Here is a 21281-nt window from a genome sequence, read left to right as displayed (position 1 = left end):
CTGGGCAACCAACCATATTTAGCAAGGAATATTATCTCGTCAAATAATGTAGAAAACCAAAGGTTTTGCGGTTGGATAGATATTGCATATCCTTTTCGTTGGCATAGGCCTCACGTTCAAAACTGATGTTTTGGTATGCGCGGTAACTATCCAAATAAAGGACGGTCCTAAACAACCACTCCGAAACATAGAGCAAATAGAACGGCAATATGAGGAGTTCTTGCTGTTGCTTTAAGTGGATACGTTCGTGGTTGATAAGCACCTCATCGGCCATTAGAGCATTTTCCTTTAGGATAATGAAAGGCCATAGTGAGAGCCCCACATAATTTTTATAGAAGAAATGTTTAAAGACTAGTATCACTTGATCCCATTCCTTTGGTTATTCTAACAAATATAACTGCAAAAAGTGCTCAAAATTGGGTGGTTAGGAGAAATCCATCAACATTTTCGGTGAATAACCTTGTTTTGAAAGTCTTAAAACCTTCGTTCTATTCCCGCGAAAACCGTAAATTTATATAGTAAATTACCTCGGGGCAACCCCACGAGGAATCGGGGCAACTTGCCTGATGGAAGTTAGGGTTAAATCTCGATTATCGAGTAAAATGGCGCAAACCACATGAAAGAGCATATTCCCTTGGAAGAGGGTGATTATTACGTTTCGAAACAAGGGTATAGGGTGTTTACCGAAAAATACCACCTAAAACGTGGTTATTGTTGCGAAAGTGGTTGCCGCCATTGTCCCTATGGATATAATGCCAAAACAAACACCCGAAATTAGGTATTCGGCATAATATTTGTGGATTATTTAATTATATCTCAAGAAATTAAAAAAAGTACTATGAAAAGTTTAAAACGTTTTGCACTGATTGTCTTTTCCTTTGGTTTGTTGACCTCCTGTACTTCCGTACGGGTGGTTTCCGATTACGACCAAAAAGCTGACTTTAACACCTATAAAAGCTATGCTTTTTACAAAACTGGTATAGATAAAGCCCAAATTTCGGATTTGGACAAGAAAAGAATTTTAAGGGCCATTGAGGCTGAAATGGGTTCTCGTGGATTTGTAAAATCCGACAACCCCGATGTATTGATCAGCATTTTTACCAAAGAGCGCGAACGTGTGGACGTCTACAACAACTTCGGTTGGGGCTGGGGCGGATTCTATAGCCCATGGGCCTGGGGTCCCGGTTGGGGCTGGGGCTGGGGAGGCTATGGCAACAATGTCAGTACCCGTACCGAAGGTTCTTTGTACATCGACCTGATCGATGCCAATAAAAAAGAACTGGTATGGCAAGGTCGTGGCGTAGGTACACTGAACAATACCAAAAACATTGAAAAGAAAGAACAACGCATCAAAGAATTTGTTTCGCAGATTTTGGAAGAGTACCCGCCGCAAATGACAGTGGCCTCCAACTAAATCCTACAAGAGATTGTCTGAATGAATTAAACAATGTCAGGTTGAGCGCAGTCGAAACCTTTTTAAGGCATCAACGCCATAAATTCTCGACTGACTACGCTCGAATTGACAATAAAAACCCATTCAGACAACTTCTTTTTTATTTCCCTTAACTTTCCTTAAGAGAAAATCCACGCTCTATTTCATATCTTTAAGTCGCACAAATGATTGACTCATGAGCTACGAATCCAATCCTATACTGGACAAACTACCTAAGCACCTCAAACAATTCATAAAACCACAAAATTATGAAGCGTACACGGCCATTGACCAAGCGGTTTGGCGCTACGTGATGCGCAAAAACGTGGATTATTTGAGTAAAGTGGCCCACAACTCCTACGTGGATGGATTGAAAAAAACGGGGATTTCCATAAATCATATCCCCAATATGTACGGCATGAACAGAATCCTCAAGGAAATTGGTTGGGCTGCCGTTGCGGTGGATGGTTTTATCCCACCTTCTGCCTTTATGGAGTTCCAAGCCTACAATGTACTCGTAATCGCTTCGGATATTCGACAGCTTGAAAATATAGAATATACCCCTGCACCAGATATTATTCACGAAGGTGCTGGACACGCTCCCATTATCGCCAATCCAGAATACGCAGAATATTTACGCCGTTTTGGTGAGATTGGCTGCAAGGCCATTTCCAGCGCCAAGGATTATGAACTTTACAATGCGGTGCGACATCTTTCCATAATAAAAGAAGCACATGGCACCCCGCAAAGTGAAATAGAAGAAGCCGAAAAGCATATTGAGCAACTACAAGAAAATATGGGGGAACCCAGTGAAATGGCCCTAATACGAAACCTACATTGGTGGACCGTGGAATATGGTTTGATCGGCACGGTGGACAACCCAAAAATTTATGGAGCAGGGCTACTTTCGTCCATTGGTGAAAGTACGTGGTGCATGACGGACAAAGTGAAAAAGATTCCATACTCCATTGAAGCAGCCCGCACCGAGTTTGATATCACCAAACCACAACCACAGCTTTTTGTGACACCCGATTTTGCTTTTTTAAGTCAGGTTTTGGAAGATTTTGCCAATACCATGGCCGTGCGAAGGGGAGGACTTTCAGGCATCAAAAAGTTGATTGGTTCCAAAGCGCTCGGTACCATCGAATTGAGTACGGGACTGCAAATCTCTGGGGAATTCAACAATGTAATTCAAAACGACGGGAAACCTATCTATATACAAACCAAGGGCGGCACGGCCCTTGCCTATCGTGAAAAAGAATTGGTCGGGCACAGTATTGCTCACCATGCCGATGGTTTTGGTTCACCTATCGGAAAGTTGAAAGGCATCAACATCGCCATTGAAGATATGGGGCCACGCGACCTTAAAGCCTATAAAATTTATGAAGGGGAACAAATCGTCTTGGAGTTCGAAGGGGGCATCAAAGTTGAAGGAACCATAGTAACGGGCACCCGAAACTTAATGGGTAAAATCATTCTTATCACTTTTGAAAATTGCACGGTTACCCACAACGATAAAATCTTATTCCAACCCGAATGGGGATTGTATCACATGGCTGTTGGCCAACACATTGTATCAGCGTATAATGGTCCCGCAGACCTTAATAGTTTCGACCTAACCAGCCATCAGATTACAGAAAGCACCATAAAATCCAAAAAAGACGAAAAAAGGTTGCATTTGGAGCGGTATTATGAACAAATCAGGCATTTTAGGGAAGGGAAAAACACCACGATTTCACGAAACAAGGTCTTTCAAGCCCTTAAAAAAGAACATCCAAAAGATTGGTTACTGCCCGTAGAATTGTACGAACTGGCCAAACAGGACAACAATCAAGAGTATCAGCAAGAGATTTTGGAACACTTGGAAAACATTAAACTGGAAAATCCCAAGGTAGGCCATTTAATTGATGACGGTCTCCAACTGGTGGATACGGCCTTGGTAAACTAGAATCCTAATTTTTCCACATTTTCGGCACTAGGTTTCAGTTGTGGCACTTCTCCTTTTTTAACAGGGTAAAAAGAAATTTTGACTTCCTCTCCGTTTCTTCTTAAACCCAGCTCCACTTCGTGTTCAATATTGCCTTGCCAAATGCTGCGGGAAAACACCTCATCTCCTGTTCGAATACCAGCTTCCCAGGCTTTGCTGCCCTCAGTTACGCTTTGTATTCTTTTTCTGTCCTCGGTAAATACAAATCCGAGGTCGTAAATATCACTTTTGGGACTGTAATCCAAGTCGAGCTCATCAAACAGGGCTACCAAATCCACTTTTTGCCCTTCCTCAATATGATTCTGGAAAACAGCTTCAAAATCACCATCCCAATAAGCATCCATCACACCAATAAAATAATCATGGGTGAGTTTTTGTTCCTTGGAGGTCGCATCTGTATAAATCCGGTGCACTACATCATCCAAACTTTGTTTGTCTTCACTTTTTTGTTGAATTTTTTGATCCAAATAAAAGGCGAAAATGGCCCCTCTCCAATAAGGCAATTTGGAGTATTCATAATTGGTCCAAAAGTTATCGTAGTTGATTTCGGAGTTTGGCGAATCTCCAACAGATGAAGCATAAAGATCGCGGATGGTCCTATTCATTTCAGTAATAAAAAAGGTGCCATCCAAACCGTTGATTTTGTTCTTCGCTATATTCTTGAAGGTATAATATTCGGTGAACCCTTCACTAAACCAATATTGCTCCTCCTCATTTACATTTTTTATGGCATGCCCAATCCAATTGTGCATCAACTCGTGATTGAACAAATACACCATTTGACCAATATCCGTTAGATCATTGTTGGAAACCGAGGTGGCAAAAGAATTGGTAAGTCCTGTGCCTTGAAAACTGCTTCCATTTTCTTGTGGAAAAGGTTGCATAGTCACGGTAAAATATTTTTGCGAGTGATCATTCCAAAAATTACGCTGATAGGTCAGGGTTTGTTCCAGTACTTTAAAAACATTTTCGTCTTTAAAGGGAATCCATTCACCTCGCGTAGCCAAACTAATTTTGTTTCCTTGAATGTCCCCGTTGAAGATTCTAAAATCGCCCCCAACAAAAATGGCATTCCCAAAAAGTTCCAGGTCCATATCTGCCAGTAGTTGTTCTCTTTCTTGACTCCCAAAACTGTTGTGGATGGTGTATTCCTCTGGAAAGTCGGTCCAATCCAAAAAAATGCCCAATGTATCCTCCGCGTTTTCGGGCACCATAAACATATTATGCGAAAACACATGGAAATACTGTTTATTTATGACGGGCCGATAAACCTTATCCGTTGAAAGGTCATCATCAAAATCCTGTTTCAGGAAATACTCAAATTCAAGTTCTTTTGCATCTTTGGGGTGCATCAAAACTATGCGACCGCTATCCAAATCCTTTTCTACCACTCCCTCCACATTCAACAATTGCATGCTGCCCAAGGAATTATATAGGTCGGTCTGCCCCCAAACATCATTCGGAAAAGACAGCGTGGTGGTGCCATCGGGACTGGCCTTCAAGATCATTTTAATTTTAAGCTGCGGAATACTGTCGCCCATTATGGGTGCAATGGTGTAGCTGATATCTGATTCGGGGTTTTGCTGACAGGAAAATAGAAAAGTGGCTAAAAGGGTGGTTAGCAATACTCTTTTAAACATGGTTCTGATTGATTGATGTATCTTATAGACGCATCAAACCCCAAAATGTGACAGGTTAATCCAAAAAAGTTTTCAACTGTTCGGTATTTTCCACAGGAGTGTTTTCATAGACCAAAGTCCAGCCCATGGTATTGGTGAGCACTAAAATACGTGACAGTTCGCTGACCAGTCGATTTTCTGCATTGGAACGCAAAGAGGAAGCCTCTATTTTCTTCATTAAGGAAGCATTCACATTGCGCTTAATGGCATTGTAATCCCCAGCGTTGAAAGGGTTCAAGTAATCTACGGTAACATCGTAGTACTCAAAATCGGGACTGATTTTTATCTCCGGCTCTGGAATTTGGGTAATCTTCAGCAATTTATTCGCCTCGTCCAACTCGTAGTTTATTTTAGACATATCATAGGCAATGGAAACGTTAGCATTTACCACAACCAATGCCTTTTTGTGGGCGGTTACCAACGGCCCAAACAGTTCTTTGGAATCTTTGTAATTGTAGACTTCGGCAAAATGCCCTTCGGAAACCACCAATTTGGCTACGTTTCGCAATTCCTGCTGAATGAGCATGGAGTTTTCTTCAAGAATGGATTTTTGCTCTCGGTCATCGGTGCACGATTTATAGATCAGAACCGAGGCCAAGGCAATTACTGCTCCTGCTAAAACTTTTTTCATTTAATCAAATTTCATGAAAGAATGCCTTTCTTGAAGATACGTAATTTTTGTGCGGAGCGATGTTTTAAACTTTTGATGCGCTTCGGAATCGGGGTTAAAAGGTCGGTGCATCAAGCCCTTTTGAACGGCTTCCACCTCGTCCATAATAGGGTAAGCATCTTTAGCAATCCAAACGGATTTGAATTTTTGCCATATATAATCGACCGCCAGTTCGTTGGGGTGTACCATATCTTTTCCGTAAAAACGGTAGTCGCGCAACTCGTCCATCATAATTTCATAGGATGGAAAGTAGGACACACTGTGTCCTTTTATTATTTGATGAAGGGCAGCAAACAGATGCGCCTTGCTCCTCTGGTTCTCCATAAAACCATCTTTTACATGACGAACGGGCGAAATGGTGAAGATGATTTGTGCAAGGGAATTCATTTTGCGAATCATTCCCACCAAATTATTGAGACTGGACTCGATTTCGGTTACGCTCAACAATTTTTTAGTGAATTGCTTTTGGGGCACCTTATGGCAATTGGCTACTATTTTATTTGAATCCCGATGCTCATACACCCAAGCCGTTCCGAGGGTGATGATGATGTGCGATGAAGCTTCCAGCCCTATTTTGGTTTCTGTCAACCTTTGGTTGAGAAGTTGCAATAATTCTCCTGAATCCTTGGAGCGTAAATAGGAATGGGCTTCAAAACAACGCCAGATGCCATCTTGCTCAAAAATATCTCCTTTCTGATAAGATTCTTCTTGAATAGCTCGTTGAACCAGATTTTCTATTGCCAAGGGATGGAACAATATCCCAAAGGGATTTTGCATTTGCTGGAACTTGAAGTAGTCCAACTTCTTGCCCATATTTTCCACAAAACAAGAACCCAAAAGCACCAATTTACTATGATAGTCGATGGGATTATCACTCGACTTTAAAGGTATTTTGGTCTGTAGTTCCATTGGCTTTGTTACAAATTTCAGTTCGAGAGCCCGCCTGCCGGGCGGGCGGGCAGTCGAGAACTTAAAAACATCTCGGTAACTCCTTCGACTGCGCTCAGGATGACACCTCGATGCAAGAAACTATTAGACATATTCCCTGACTTTATCCAGCGCCTCGGGAATCCCTGCAGGATTCTTGCCACCAGCAGTAGCAAAGAACGGCTGTCCACCACCACCACCTTGGATGTATTTCCCCAGTTCGCGAACAATGGTTCCCGCATTCAGGCCTTTTTCTGCCACCAAATCCTTGGAAATGTAGCAGGACAAAACGGCTTTTCCGTCTTTTTCAGAGGCCAAAAATAGGAACAACCTATCCACTTGACCGCTCATTTCAAAAGCCAAATCTTTGATGCCACCTGCATCCAAATCCACTTTTTTGGCCAAGAATTGGATTCCATTTACCTCTTCCAATTCTGAAATCAGTTCGGTTTTGAGTCCTTTGGCCTTATCCTTCAACAATTGCTCCACTTGTTTTTTAAGGGCAAGGTTTTCTTCTTGCAAACTGGCCACCGATTTTACAGGGTCTTGCGAGTTCTTCAACATATCCTTGATCTCGAAGAGCATACGATTGTTGTTGAAATAAAATTCTTTAACAGCATCAGAAGTAATAGCCTCAATTCTTCGAATTCCAGCGGCAACGGCTCCTTCGGAAACTATCTTGAAATGCCAGATGTTGGCAGTATTCTTTACGTGGGTACCTCCACAAAGTTCAATGGATTGTCCAAAACGGATGGTACGGACCGTATCGCCGTATTTTTCACCAAAAAGTGCCATCGCGCCTTGCTCCATGGCTTCTTTCATGGGAACATTGCGGTTTTCTTCCAAAGGCAAGTGTCCATCAATACGGGCATTGACAAAATTTTCGACTTTCCGTAGCTCTTCCACCGTCAATTTTGAAAAGTGAGAGAAATCAAATCGTAAATATTTGGAATGCACTGCAGAGCCTTTCTGCTCCACATGGGCTCCCAAGACTTCGCGCAGGGCTTGGTGTAGCAAGTGCGTAGCGGTATGGTTGCAAGCCGTTCTCCAACGTTGCTTTTTGTCCACAATGGCTTTAAAAGTTCCTGAAACTTCTTTTGGCAACGATTTTGCAAAATGAACAATCTCGTTATTCTCCCTTTTGGTGTCAATGATATAAGTGACATCACCATTAGTAGCTTCCAAATAGCCTTTATCTCCAACCTGACCACCTCCTTCGGGGTAAAATGGGGTAAGATTGAACACCAACTGGTATTGGCCTCCCTCTTTCTTACTGGTCACTTTGCGATACTTTACCAGTTTCACATTGGCTTCGAGACTATCGTAACCGATAAATTCTTGCTCAGCATCCGTCAATAAAACATTCCAATCGCCCTTGGACACTTCGGAAGCTGCCCGGGAGCGGTCTTTTTGGGCCTTCAAGGCTTTTTCAAACCCTTCCGTGTCCAGTTGATACCCTTTCTCCTCCAAAATCAGTGCCGTCAAATCTATGGGAAACCCGAAAGTGTCGTACAGCTCAAAGGCCTTTGTACCTGCTATGGTTTTATCCTTGGAGGACTTTATCACGGAATCCAACAACACCAATCCTTGTTCCAAGGTGCTCAAAAATGAGCTTTCCTCTTCTTTGATTACATTTTCGATCAGTTGATATTGCTCCTTCAACTCTGGGAACGCTTTGCCCATTTGTTCGCCCAACACCTTCACCAATCTGTAGATGAATGGTTTGTTGGTGTCCAAAAAGGTGAATCCGTAGCGAATAGCTCGGCGTAATATTCTTCGGATTACATAACCTGCTCCTGTATTGCTGGGCAATTGCCCATCGGCAATGGAAAATGCCACGGCACGCACATGGTCGGCCACCACACGGATTGCGATATCGGTTTGCTCATCCTTGCCATATTTTTTCCCTGTAATGATTTCCACTTCGCGAATCAGCGGGGTAAAAACATCGGTATCGTAATTGGATTGCACGCCCTGAAGCACCATGCACAAGCGTTCAAAGCCCATTCCGGTATCAATGTGCTTTTCGGGAAGGGGTTCCAGACTTCCATTCGCCTTACGGTTGAACTGCATAAAAACCAAGTTCCAAATTTCCACTACTTGCGGATGGTCCCGGTTTACGAGCGAAGCCCCATCAACTTTTTGTTTTTCTTCCTTGGGTCTTATATCCACATGGATCTCGGAGCATGGTCCGCAGGGGCCTTGGTCGCCCATTTCCCAGAAATTGTCCTTTTTGTTTCCTTTTATGATTCGATCCTCAGGTACAATTGCCTTCCACAGATCGTAAGCTTCTTGATCCAATGGCAATCCATCATCCTCACTTCCTTCAAAAACGGAAACGTAAAGACTGTCCTTATCAATTTTAAATACCTCCGTGAGCAATTCCCATGCCCACGCAATAGCTTCCTTCTTAAAATAATCCCCAATACTCCAATTCCCCAACATTTCGAACATGGTGTGGTGGTAGGTATCCTTCCCAACTTCTTCCAAGTCGTTGTGCTTACCGCTCACCCGAAGACATTTTTGGGTATCGGTCAATCTTTTGCTCTTTGGAACGGAATTCCCCAAAAAGTACTCCTTAAACTGGTTCATACCGGCATTGGTGAACATCAGGGTAGGGTCGTCTTTCATCACCATCGGCGCCGATGGCACAATTTTGTGGTTCTTTTCTTTAAAAAAGCTTAAAAACTGGTTTCTAACTTCTTGGGATGTCATTGAATTCCTAGGGTTTTCTTAAATTTAACACTTTAAGCAAAACAATTTTTATATTTGTTTGTTCTGATTAAAATGAGTGAGCAAAAATAGGATAAAATCCATTCATGTCTAAAGTAAAGTACTATTACGATCCGGATACCCTTTCGTACAGAAAGATTGAGCCGAAGAAATCCAAAAAGTACAGGAATATTTTCCTGTTCTTGCTGGGCTCCGCACTGTTCGGTTTCCTTGGACTGATCATTCTTTTGAACACCCGATGGGTAAATACGCCCAAGGAACTTTCCCTTGAACGCGAGGTTCGAAATTATGAACTTCAGTTTGATATCATGAACAGGAAAATGGACCAAATGGAACAGGTTTTGGCCAATATTGAAGATCGAGACAACAATATTTACAGATTATATTTTGAAGCGAACCCAATACCCGAAGAACAGCGTAGAGCGGGTTTTGGGGGTGTCAACCGCTATAAAGACCTTGAAGGCTTCAACAATTCGGAAATCATCATCAATGCAGTAAAACGATTGGACATTATCCAAAAACAAATGGTAATCCAATCCAAATCGTTGGATGAAATTGCCAAATTAGCGGAAGAAAAGGAAAAATTACTGGCGGCCATTCCGGCCATTCAGCCCGTGAGCAACGAAGACCTTACCCGTATGGCCTCTGGTTATGGTTGGCGATCGGACCCCTTTACCAAAGCACGTAAAATGCATTGGGGCATGGACTTTACCGCTCCACGAGGCACTCCAATATATGCCTCCGGTGATGGAAAAGTGGTACGTGCCGACAATAGGTCGTCCGGTTATGGAAAACATGTACGAATCGACCATGGCTACGGTTACATCTCACTATACGGGCATATGAGCAAATACAATGTTACTGTTGGCCAAAAAGTAAAGAGAGGAGACCTTATCGGCTTTGTTGGTAGCACGGGACGTTCTCAGGCACCCCATGTCCATTACGAAATATTTAAGGATGGGGAACGCATCAACCCCATTAACTTCTACTACGGAAGTTTGTCCACGGAAGAATTTGAGAATATGCTCAGATTGGCCAATCAAGAGAACCAATCACTGGATTAATGCACGTAGACCTACCCGAAAAACGATATTATGGCATTGGCGAAGTGGCCAAGGCCTTTGGGGTAAACACCTCCCTAATCCGTTTTTGGGAAAAAGAGTTTGACGTGCTCCAACCCAAAAAAAATGCCAAGGGCAATCGTAAGTTTACACCGCAGGATATCCAAAACCTTCAGTTGATCTACCATTTGGTAAAAGAGCGAGGTTTTACTTTGGATGGTGCCAAAATCCATTTAAAAGAAGAAAAACAGAAAGCACTTTCAAACTTTGAGGTGATTCAGAAGTTACAAAAAGTAAAAGCAGAACTCCTCAAAATAAAAGAACAACTATAAACACTTTAACCAATAGAAAATGAAGAAAGGTATTATAGCCATTATTGCCCTCGGGATTTTAGGGGTAATCGTTGTAGGATGGTACGTAAGCACCAACAACAAGCTTGTCGACATGAAAGGACAGGCCACTAAGCAATGGGCCAATGTGGAGAGTTCTTACCAACGTAGGAGCGACTTGATCGGGAACTTGGTAAAAACAGTGCAAGGCGCCGCCGATTTCGAACGGGAAACCCTAACGGCCGTTATCGAAGCAAGGGCAAAAGCCACCTCAACCAGTATTGACGCCAACAATATTACCCCCGAACAATTGGCAGAGTTTCAACAGGCCCAAACAGGACTTTCCTCCGCCCTATCCCGTTTATTGGTTACCGTGGAGCGCTATCCCGATATCAAGGCCAATCAGAACTTTTTGGAACTGCAGTCCCAATTGGAAGGTACAGAGAATAGAATCAATGTAGAACGCAACCGTTTTAACGATCTGGCCGGGGAATACAATATTAAAATACAGCAAATCCCAACCAATATTGTAGCCAGCATAGCCAATTTTGACCCGATGGCCCTTTTTAAATCAGATGCCGGTTCGGAAGATGTTCCCGAAGTGGATTTTGAATTCAATTAAATTATGTCGCACGTAGAAGAGTTTTTGACCGCCGAGGAAGAAAAGGAAATTGTTGAGGCCATTGTTGAGGCCGAAAAAAATACTTCTGGTGAAATACGGGTACATATTGAAGCCTCCACCAAAATAGATCATTTTAGCCGGGCACAACAGGTGTTCCACTTCCTTAAGATGGACAACACCAAAGAAGGAAATGGTGTACTTGTTTATGTGGCTGTGGACGATAAAAAATTTGTGATTTACGGTGGACAAGGTATCGACCGAGCCGTTCCCAAAGGCTTTTGGGACACCACCAAAGATGTAATGGCATCCCATTTTAAAAAAGGAGATTTTAAACAAGGTATCGTAGAGGGAATCCTTATGGCAGGCAAAGAACTGGAAGCCCACTTTCCATGGAACCATAACGACACCAATGAACTGAACGATGCGATATCCAAAGGGTAGTTTATTTCTGGCTTTTTTATACGTTTCCCTTGCTTGGGGGCAGTTTACCATACCCGAAAAACCGCAAAAACAAACCAGCGTTTACGATTATGTGAACCTGCTATCCCCATCGCAGAGCAATACCTTGAAGCAAAAGCTGGTTCGATATTCCGATAGTACTTCCACACAGATTGTCATTGCCATTATTAGCTCCACCGAAGGTGAAAGCATTAATTTTTTAGGAGCACAATGGGGACAAAAATGGGGCATTGGACAAGCGGACAAGGACAATGGGGTCCTTGTACTTTTGGCCAAAGACGACCGTAGGATTGCCATAAATACCGGTTATGGTGTAGAGGGCCGTCTTACCGATTTAATGTCGAGACGAATTATCGAAACCGTGATCATTCCAGAATTTAAAAAAGGGGACTATTATAGTGGTCTGGACAAAGGTTCCGATGCTATTTTCAAAGTACTTACGGGCGAATTTACCGAAGACCGCACCTTTGGGAGTGGTAAAAAATTCCCTATTGATTCCCTTTTTCCTTTCATCATCTTCATTATCATCATCATCATTTTATGGAGCCGTAAAAACAAAGGTGGTGGTCGCAATGGTGGTCGCAGGGGCGGCGGACTTGACATTTGGGATATGATCATCCTCAGCAATATGGGTCGCAGCTCAGGTTCTTCAGGTGGTTTTGGTAGCGGAAGCCTCGGTGGTGGAGGTGGATTCAGTGGCGGCTTCGGTGGCGGTGGCTTTGGAGGCGGCGGTGCTTCCGGTGGATGGTAGTCGAAAACAAAGCAACCAAAACGGCATATCTTCATCTTTTTAAAAAAAGACTCCATGTCTAAAAAACTACTGCTTTTATTTATTTCAGTATTCGTTTTATCGTGTAAATCAGATGACAACTCAATAGATTGTTCTTTAGTGGATTGCTTTGTTGGTGAAGACATCATCCGATTAACGTTTTTAAGTCTGGAAAACGATGAGAATTTACTAGCCAATGGAACTTTGGATTCAGGAACTATCCAAATTTTGAATGAACAAAACCAAACCGTTACATTTTCTATAGAACAATACCCAATCACAGGAATGGTTATTGTCGTACCGGTTTCAAGCGAAGAATTCGGTCAAAAATCGTTCACAATAAATATTAAAGACGGTGAGTCATCATTTGTAAGTTTCAACACAAGTTTTAGGCAAGGAGAATGTTGCGGCCCCTATACCTCAATAGAAGGTGTGGAGGCAAATATTCCCTATGACCACACATTGGAAAAATATGGCGCTCTGCCGCTTTCCATTACTTTCTACATTTCCAGTACATAGGTTATAACCTCATAAACCTTGGATCTGTTTTTTTGTTATGAGCCTTTGGCCTCATTCATAAATTCATTCCAACTATCCATCAAGTAACATGGCTCTGATGTTCAATTTTAACTATCTTGCTAATAGTAATTAAAAACACTCCTTTTTCATGTCCCGGTCATTCATAGCGTTTCTAATTTCCCTACTAATTCTTGTTGCATCCTGCAAAAAAAAGGATGGTGTTTCCGAAACCGACAACCTTTTTAAGTTCAAAGACTACATAAGTTATCACACCAATGGCAACCAAAGTATTTCCACACCCATCACCATTGCCTTGGCCCAACAATTGGAGCAGTTTGAACTGACTCAGGAGTTACCATCAGAATATTTGGACATTTCACCAAAGGTTAAAGGTGATTTAGTGATTGAAAACGGAAGGGAGCTCATATTCCAGCCCTCGGAATATTTAAAACCCAACACGGAGTACACTATCCACCTGAAACTTAACAAACTCTTTGAAGATATTGATAACGAGTTCAAAACCTACACCTTCAGTTTTAAGACCATTGCACCGAATTTTAAAATCAATCTGGTCAATTTACAGTCTTATAGTAAGGATTGGCAATATGTTACCGGTACATTGGATGCTTCGGACATTCTGGAGGCATCAAAAATAAACTCGGTCCTTTCGGTACAACAAGGAGACAAGAACATTCCCGTAAAATGGGACAACACTTCGGACAATGCACAATATTACAGCTTTAAGATTGATAGTATCTCCAGAATAACAAAAGACAGTGAACTGACCGTAAATTGGACGGGGAAAGCTTACAATATTGATAACGAGGGTTCGGAAACCTATCCCATTCCGGGAAAGAACAAATTTGTGATCGTGGATGCCAAAACAACATCTGCCCCAAATGCCGTACTTACCTTGAATTTTTCAGAACCTTTAAAACAAGACCAAAACCTGAATGGTTTGGTTACCATTGAAAACGCAGAAAGCCTTCGGTACGAAATCAATGGAAATGTGCTGCATGTTTACCCCTCCAACCGAATTATGGGCGAGGTACGCATCAACGCCTTTCAAGGTATTAAAAGTGAGTATGGCTTCACTTTAAAGAACAACTTTTCCGAACTGGTCTCTTTTGAGCAATTAAAACCTGCTGTCCGCCTCATTTCCAAAGGAACCATATTGCCCAATGCCGCTTCCACACCTATTTATTTTGAAACGGTCAACCTTGCCGCCGTCGAGGTTCGGATAATCCAGGTGTATAAAAATAACATGCTGCAATACCTTCAAAATTATGACCTCACAGAAAATTATAATCCTGATTTTAGGCCCGTAGGGCGCCGGGTAGCATACAAAGTAATCCCACTAACTAAAAACGGTAACAAAAACACCAGCTATTGGCAGGCACATGGGTTGGATTTGTCCGAATTGATTCAGGTCCACCCAGGTTCTTTATATCGCGTAGAGTTCAGTTTTAAGAAAGAGCATACCACTTATGATTGTGGAAATGGTGCAGAAACCGAAGAATCAAAAACCGAATATGCATTGGAACAAAGTTCTGATGAAGCCTCAGAAGAAGAACGCTATTGGGACAACGAAATCTATAATTACAGAAATTATAACTACAATTGGGAAGAACGCGACAACCCTTGTCACTCCGCTTACTACAATTACGAAAGAATTGCAGCCACCAACCTATTGGGAAGCGATTTGGGGCTAATCGTTAAAAAAGGAAGCAACCACTCACACCACTTTGCGGTGACCAACTTGCTCACCACACAACCCGTAGCGGACGCCAAAATAAAGCTGTATAATTTCCAACAACAACTTATCGGCGAGACCACTACCGATGCCAAAGGCCTATCCGTTTATGACAGCGACAAGGGCATTGCCTTTGCCGTGACCGAGCACAACAACAATTTCGCCTACGCCAAACTGGCAGATGGCAACGCATTATCCCTCAGCAAGTTCGATGTTTCTGGCGAGCAGCTCCAAAAAGGATTGCAAGGGTTCATCTATACTGAAAGAGGTGTCCACCGACCCGGTGATGTCATACATTTGACCTTTGTTCTGGACGATAACGCCAATCCTTTGCCCAAAGGGCACCCGGTTACTTTGGAAGTTAGCGATGCCCGCGGGAAATTGGTACAGCGGAATGTTTTAAAAGAAGGTAGTACCCCAGTTTCTGATGGCTTATATACTAAAAAAGAAAAGAATTTCTATTATTTCCCAATCCCAACTGAAGCAAACGCCCCAACAGGAAATTGGTCGGCCAAAGTGATCGTAGGAGGTGCACAATTCAGTAAAACCTTAAAGGTGGCCACGGTAAAGCCCAACCGATTAAAAGTGGATTTTGCTTTTGATGACGAAGTACTGGAAGCCAATTCCTTCAATCGAGGCAAGGCAAGCGTAAAATGGCTGCACGGTACCCCTGCCCGAAACCTGAAAATTGACATCAATGCCACTTTGAAGCAAGCTTCAATGGCCTTTCCAAAGTTCAAAGATTATGTGTTCCAAGACCCATCACGTGATTTCAATGAGACCGAATTGCAGTGGATTTCATCCAAGTTGGACGCCAACGGTGAGCTGGACATCAACAAAAAAATAGAGATAAATGGGAATGCACCGGGAATGTTGCAAGCAACTTTCACCACCAAAGTTTTTGAGGGTGGAGGTGATTTCTCCATTGATGTGTTCTCCAAGAATTTGGCCCCATTTTCAAATTTTGTGGGACTCCGTTCCCCTAAAGCAAAACAATACGGCTCTTTCTTAACGGATGACAACAACACCTTTGATGTGGTCACTGTGGATGCCCAAGGAAATCCATCATCCAATAGAAAGCTAAAAGTACAAGTATTCAAAATCGAATGGCGCTGGTGGTGGAACCGAGGTTACGACAATCTGTCCCGCTATGAAAATGCTACTGTACACCGTCCTTTCAAGGAAATGGAGATTACGACCGGAAGTAAAGGAAAGGGCAATTTCAACATCAATGTTCCCGATGAGCAGGGAGGTCGTTTCTTGATTCGTGTTATTGACGAAGTCTCAGGACACGCCACAGGCCGTACCGCCTATTTTTACAGCAATTGGTGGAGAAGGCCCGCATCCGCAGATGCAGAAAGCTCCAAAATTTTGATTTTCTCCACCGACAAGGAAAAATACACCTTGGGTGAAGAAGCTATGGTCACTTTCCCATCAGATAGAGGCGGACGTGCTTTAATAAGCATAGAAAATGGAACCGAAGTACTATCACAACAATGGATTGAGACCTCATCCAAAGAAACCAAGGCAACCATTCCAATAACTGCTGAAATGGCCCCGAATGCCTATGTCAACATCTCCTTGTTGCAACCCCACAGTCAAGTAAAAAACGATCTTCCCATACGGTTGTATGGCGTGGTACCGCTATTGGTTGAAAACCCGGCTACCCTTTTGGAACCACAAATCAGTATGCCCGATGTTTTGGAGCCTAAAAAACCGTTTAAGGTCACCGTTTCTGAAACCAGTAAAAAACCGATGACCTATTCATTGGCCGTGGTGGACGAAGGACTTTTGGACCTTACCCAATTTAGCACACCGGATATTCACGGTTCGTTTTATGCCAGACAAGCATTGGGCGTCAAGACTTTTGATATTTTTGATGATGTGATGGGAGCTTATTCCGTGAGTGTGGATAATATTTACGCTATTGGCGGTGGCGGTATTGGTGCTGGTGCCAAAAACCGAAAAGCACAGCGATTTAAACCTGTAGTCACTTATTTGGGGCCATTTACCCTAAAGGGAGGAGAAAAAGCATCACACACCATTGATATGCCCAATTATGTAGGCTCCGTAAGAACCATGGTCGTTGCCGGAAACCCAAACAGTGCCTACGGCAATACTGAAAAAACGACTCCGGTGCGCAAACCATTGATGGTTTTGACCTCCATTCCACGAAAATTATCCCCTGGTGAAAAAGTAACCATCCCAGTGACCGTTTTTGCCATGGAACCCAAGGTAAAAAATGTAAAAGTTACCATTGATGCTGGAAAAGCTTTGGAGCCCATCAACGGAACATCAAAAAATATCACTTTCAATGCAGTTGGGGAGCAAATCGTGAATTTTGATTTTAAAGTGAACCCAGCTTCATCCTTCCAAACCATAAAAGTTACCGCTTCGGGAGCTGGCGAAAGTGCTAGTAACGAAACGGAAATTGATGTGGAAAATCCAAATCCTGTAACCACCAAAAGTGAATTGTACACGTTGGATGCCAATGGTTCGCAGACCATTTCGATGGAAACTTTTGGCACATCGGGCACCAATACAGCGTTTATTGAGTTTTCCACACTACCCCCGATGGATTTCTCCAAACGGATGGATTACTTGTTACGTTATCCCCACGGATGCGTGGAACAGACCACTTCGACAGCGTTCCCACAATTGTTCTTGGCAGATGTGTTGGACATTACTTTTGATAAAAAGAAGGACATCGAGAAAAACATCAAAGCTGCCATTGATAAATTGGGCGATTTCCAGATTCCCAATGGCGGATTGAGCTACTGGCCCGGTTATGGCCATGCCGATGATTGGGGCACTTCCTACGCTGGACATTTTATGTTGGAAGCCAAAAAAGAAGGATATCAGTTACCGTTGACGTTCCTCGGCAATTGGCTACGCTTTCAAAAAAATGCGGCAAGACAATGGAGCAATCAAAGCACCTATTACAACGATGATATTTCACAAGCGTACCGATTGTACACCTTGGCCCTGGCCCAACAACCCGAACTGGCCGCCATGAACCGTTTACGGGAAACCGAAAACCTCAGCAACGAGGCCAAATGGAGATTGGCAGCGGCGTATGCCTTGGTCGGTAAAAAAGAAGTGGCCCAAGCCATTGCACAAAAGGCCAATATTAATTTTACGCCCAACAATTACAATTACAGAACCTATGGTTCCGTATTCCGAAACAGGGCCATGGCGTTGGAAACTATGGTGATTTTGGGCGACGCGCAACAAAGGGAATTGGCCGTTTCCTTGGCCAAAAACTTGTCGTCTCAAAGATGGTACAGCACCCAAGAAACTGCTTTTGCCCTCTTGGCCATGTCCAAAATGGTGATGAAGAATGGCGGTAGGTCCATCGATATTAATTTTACCAACAATGGAAAAGAGGTTGCAGTAAAAACGGATAGGGCCATTGCACAAAGAGAACTTGCAATTAGCTCGTTCAAAGAGGAGATTAAGGTGAAAAACAATCAAGGTAATACCATTTATGCCACCCTTACCCAAACTGGCAAATTACCAGTTGGCGAGGAATTGGCCCAGCAACAAAACCTAAGATTGTCGGTCAATTACCAAGACCCTCTTGGCAATTCCATCAATGTGGATGAACTGAAACAGGGAACAGAGTTTCAAGCTCAGATTATAATATTTAATGGTTCGGATGATTATATCGATAATGTAGCACTTACCCATATCGTGCCCAGCGGATGGGAAATTGTGGACACTTCATTTGCCGGAGGCAGCAACGCAAATGCTTCAAAAGCGGATTATGTGGATACTCGGGACGACCGTACCCATTTGTATTTTGATATTGACAGCAGAAAGTCGAAAACGTTCACCATAAAACTGAACGCTTCGTTTTTGGGGGAATACTATTTGCCCGGAGCACAAGTAGAAGCCATGTACGATAACACTTATTATGCTAGAAACAAGGGCAATTGGGTCAAAGTTGTTCAGTAGTTTGGTGTGGATGAAGTTTTTTTTATCAGCCCTAAAAAAAACCATTTTAAAACATCGAATCAAGGTTGCCCTTTTGTCCATTGTATTGATTTTATGGCTGTTCTGTTTGCCAAAAAATCTGTTCAAAGACCCCACCTCAACTGTTGTGGACAGTTCGGAAGGTTCCCTGATCGGTGCTCGCATTGCCGATGATGGTCAATGGCGGTTCCCGCAAATGGATGCTGTTCCAGAACGCTTCAAGCAGAGTATTTTATTGTTTGAGGACGAGTATTTTTATAGTCACCCCGGGTTTAACCCAATTTCCATTATCAAGGCCATTGGGCACAACCTCACCAAAGAAACCCGACGGGGTGGCAGCACCATCACGCAACAGGTCATCCGTTTGAGCAGAAAAAATCAAAGCAGAACCTATTGGGAAAAACTCATCGAAGTCTTTATGGCCACTAGGCTGGAATTACGGCACTCCAAAGAAGAAATTTTAAAACGCTATGCCTCCCATACACCTTACGGGGGCAATGTGGTAGGGTTGGAGACGGCTGCATGGCGTTATTTTGGGATTCCTGCCCACGAATTGAGCTGGGGGCAATCGGCTGCCCTAGCGGTTTTACCCAATGCCCCGGCATTGATTTTCCCTGGAAGAAATGAACAAACCTTTCTGGACAAACGAAACCGATTATTGAAAAAACTGTGGAACAAAGAGATTATAGATAAAACCACCTACGTATTGGCCCTTGCCGAACCGCTTCCACAAAAGCCAATGCCCCTGCCCGATATAGCTCCCCATCTTACGGAACGTATCCGAAACGAGCATCCGGGCGAGCGTATAACCACTTCTGTGCAAAGACCGTTACAGCAGCGATTGAATCTTTTGGCCGAAAGACATTATCAGCAGTTGCAAAGTAACGAAATCCACAATTTGGCTATTTTGGTCTTAGATGTGGAAACCCGAAAAGTGCTTGGGTATGTAGGAAATTCACCTTCAGCGGAAGAGCATTCAAACTACGTGGACATCATCACTAAAAAAAGAAGTACGGGCAGTACCTTAAAACCCTTTTTGTTTGCTTCTTTATTGGATGAGGGAGCATTATTACCGAATAGTCTGGTCGAGGATGTTCCAACGGTGATCAACGGATACAACCCTCAAAATTTTAATTTGAAACATGTAGGTACCGTGCCTGCGAGTAAAGCGCTTTCCCGCTCTCTGAATGTACCCGCGGTTAGATTGTTGCGGGAATACGGGCTTCAAAAATTCTATAACAAACTCCAAAAAATAGAAATGGAATCTTTGGATAAACCTGCTTCCCACTACGGCCTCTCCTTGATTTTGGGTGGGGCGGAAAGTTCCCTTTGGGAAGTTACTTCCACTTATGCCTCCATGGCTTCCAGTCTAAATTATTTTCTGACCCATTCCAGCACCTACAGGAACCAAGAATTTACCGAGGCTAGCTATTTGCAAAATGGAACCAAAGATTTTGGGGAAGAACAATTTGACCCCTTGGCTTTTGGGGCTGGCGCCATTTACAGCACATTCCAGTCCATGTACGAGGTCAACCGCCCCGAAGGTGACGAAAATTGGCAGTTTTTTGATTCCTCACAACCCATTGCTTGGAAAACGGGGACTAGTTTTGGTTTTAAGGATGCATGGGCCGTAGGGGTTACGCCAAAATATGCCATTGGGGTTTGGGCGGGCAATGCCGATGGAGAGGGCAGACCCGGACTTACAGGCATCACCGCAGCCGCTCCATTACTTTTTGATGTTTTGGATGCGTTGCCCCAAAGCGGTTGGTTCCAAGAACCGTTTGACGACCTTACCGAGATTGAAGTTTGTGCACAAAGCGGATTTCGGGCTTCTATTTATTGTGATGACATAAAAAAGGAATTCGTGCCGACCCGTGGCACCCGAAGCGGAGCTTGTCCGTATCATCAGCAGGTATTTTTAGATGCTTCGGAAAAATTTAGGGTCAATTCCGAGTGTTATTCTTTGGAGGATATGGTGGCCAAAAATTGGTTTGTACTCCCTCCTATTTTGGAATATTATTATACATCTTCCAATCCCAATTACCAACCTTTACCGCCTTATTTAGATGGTTGTTCCATATTGGAAAACAATTTAATGGAGTTCATCTACCCAAAAAAAAACGAGGCGGTTCTGCTCCCGAAAGATTTGGGCAACAAAACATCAGAAATCATTTTAAAATTGGCCCACCAACAATCCGATGCCGTAGTGTATTGGTATTTGGATGAAACTTTTGTGGGCAAGACCGAAAACTTCCACGAACTCATTTTAGACATTAAACCTAGTAACTATATCTTAACAGCGGTTGACAATCAAGGCAACCAAATTCAACAGATGTTAGAGGTACGCTCAGCGTCGGGCGAATAAT

The 21281-nt window shown here is 43.1% G+C and carries 16 protein-coding genes; 11 read left to right on the top strand and 5 right to left on the bottom strand.

The window, feature by feature from the left end:
- Positions 1-31: 31 nt before the first annotated feature.
- On the bottom strand, positions 32-361 hold the full coding sequence (locus VM932_RS13555) for a hypothetical protein (RefSeq protein ID WP_326279306.1): 330 nt from the start codon (positions 359-361) through the stop codon (positions 32-34).
- Positions 362-616: 255 nt separating this feature from the next.
- Between VM932_RS13555 and VM932_RS13550 the strand changes: the two genes are divergently transcribed.
- The 3 genes from VM932_RS13550 to VM932_RS13540 all read left to right on the top strand — a co-directional run bounded on the left by VM932_RS13550 (position 617) and on the right by VM932_RS13540 (position 3380).
- Complete coding sequence (locus VM932_RS13550) at positions 617-778, top strand: C1orf53 family protein (RefSeq protein WP_326279305.1); 162 nt, start codon at positions 617-619, stop codon at positions 776-778.
- Between the two features lie 60 nt (positions 779-838).
- Positions 839-1414, top strand: a complete 576-nt coding sequence (locus VM932_RS13545) for a DUF4136 domain-containing protein (RefSeq protein WP_326279303.1) — start codon at positions 839-841, stop codon at positions 1412-1414.
- 214 nt (positions 1415-1628) lie between these two features.
- Positions 1629-3380, top strand: a complete 1752-nt coding sequence (locus VM932_RS13540; protein WP_326279302.1) for an aromatic amino acid hydroxylase — start codon at positions 1629-1631, stop codon at positions 3378-3380.
- On the opposite strand, the gene VM932_RS13535 is transcribed toward VM932_RS13540, so the two are convergent.
- The 4 genes from VM932_RS13535 to alaS form a co-directional block, all read right to left on the bottom strand.
- Positions 3377-5059 carry a hypothetical protein gene (locus tag VM932_RS13535; protein ID WP_326279301.1) on the bottom strand — a complete coding sequence of 561 codons (1683 nt, stop codon included), beginning with the start codon at positions 5057-5059 and terminating at the stop codon, positions 3377-3379. The two genes, VM932_RS13540 and VM932_RS13535, sit on opposite strands and share 4 nt — an antisense overlap.
- Before the next feature lie 55 nt (positions 5060-5114).
- Positions 5115-5729: a DUF4230 domain-containing protein gene (locus tag VM932_RS13530; RefSeq protein ID WP_326279300.1), complete on the bottom strand. Its 615-nt coding sequence runs from the start codon at positions 5727-5729 to the stop codon at positions 5115-5117.
- The gene (locus VM932_RS13525) at positions 5730-6677 is read right to left on the bottom strand and encodes a GSCFA domain-containing protein (protein ID WP_326279299.1); all 948 of its coding nucleotides are present in this window, start codon (positions 6675-6677) and stop codon (positions 5730-5732) included.
- A 123-nt stretch (positions 6678-6800) separates the two neighbouring features.
- Positions 6801-9410: an alanine--tRNA ligase gene (gene alaS, locus VM932_RS13520; protein ID WP_326279298.1), complete on the bottom strand. Its 2610-nt coding sequence runs from the start codon at positions 9408-9410 to the stop codon at positions 6801-6803.
- Positions 9411-9514: 104 nt separating this feature from the next.
- Between alaS and VM932_RS13515 the strand changes: the two genes are divergently transcribed.
- From VM932_RS13515 to pbpC, 8 genes are all read left to right on the top strand, one after another.
- Positions 9515-10492, top strand: coding sequence for a M23 family metallopeptidase (locus VM932_RS13515; protein WP_293169332.1), 978 nt, complete (start codon positions 9515-9517; stop codon positions 10490-10492).
- Positions 10492-10821: a MerR family transcriptional regulator gene (locus VM932_RS13510; protein ID WP_293169330.1), complete on the top strand. Its 330-nt coding sequence runs from the start codon at positions 10492-10494 to the stop codon at positions 10819-10821. Before VM932_RS13515 ends, VM932_RS13510 begins: the two co-directional genes overlap by 1 nt.
- A gap of 19 nt (positions 10822-10840) precedes the next feature.
- On the top strand, positions 10841-11440 hold the full coding sequence (locus VM932_RS13505) for a LemA family protein (RefSeq protein ID WP_326279297.1): 600 nt from the start codon (positions 10841-10843) through the stop codon (positions 11438-11440).
- A gap of 3 nt (positions 11441-11443) precedes the next feature.
- On the top strand, positions 11444-11881 hold the full coding sequence (locus VM932_RS13500) for a TPM domain-containing protein (RefSeq protein ID WP_326279296.1): 438 nt from the start codon (positions 11444-11446) through the stop codon (positions 11879-11881).
- Positions 11862-12650, top strand: a complete 789-nt coding sequence (locus VM932_RS13495; RefSeq protein ID WP_326279295.1) for a TPM domain-containing protein — start codon at positions 11862-11864, stop codon at positions 12648-12650. The genes VM932_RS13500 and VM932_RS13495 overlap by 20 nt, the downstream gene beginning before the upstream one ends.
- A gap of 54 nt (positions 12651-12704) precedes the next feature.
- The gene (locus VM932_RS13490; protein WP_326279294.1) at positions 12705-13187 is read left to right on the top strand and encodes a hypothetical protein; all 483 of its coding nucleotides are present in this window, start codon (positions 12705-12707) and stop codon (positions 13185-13187) included.
- Between the two features lie 148 nt (positions 13188-13335).
- Positions 13336-18897, top strand: a complete 5562-nt coding sequence (locus VM932_RS13485; protein WP_326279293.1) for an alpha-2-macroglobulin family protein — start codon at positions 13336-13338, stop codon at positions 18895-18897.
- A 10-nt stretch (positions 18898-18907) separates the two neighbouring features.
- A complete protein-coding gene (pbpC, locus tag VM932_RS13480) occupies positions 18908-21280 on the top strand; it encodes a penicillin-binding protein 1C (RefSeq protein WP_326279291.1) in 2373 nt (790 codons plus the stop codon).
- Position 21281 lies beyond the last annotated feature (1 nt).

Origin of the sequence: Flagellimonas halotolerans, from assembly GCF_035818535.1 — a bacterium.
In the GTDB taxonomy this organism is placed as follows: Bacteria; Bacteroidota; Bacteroidia; order Flavobacteriales; family Flavobacteriaceae; genus Flagellimonas; species Flagellimonas halotolerans.
This window is presented reverse-complemented; position numbering and strand designations above follow the sequence as displayed.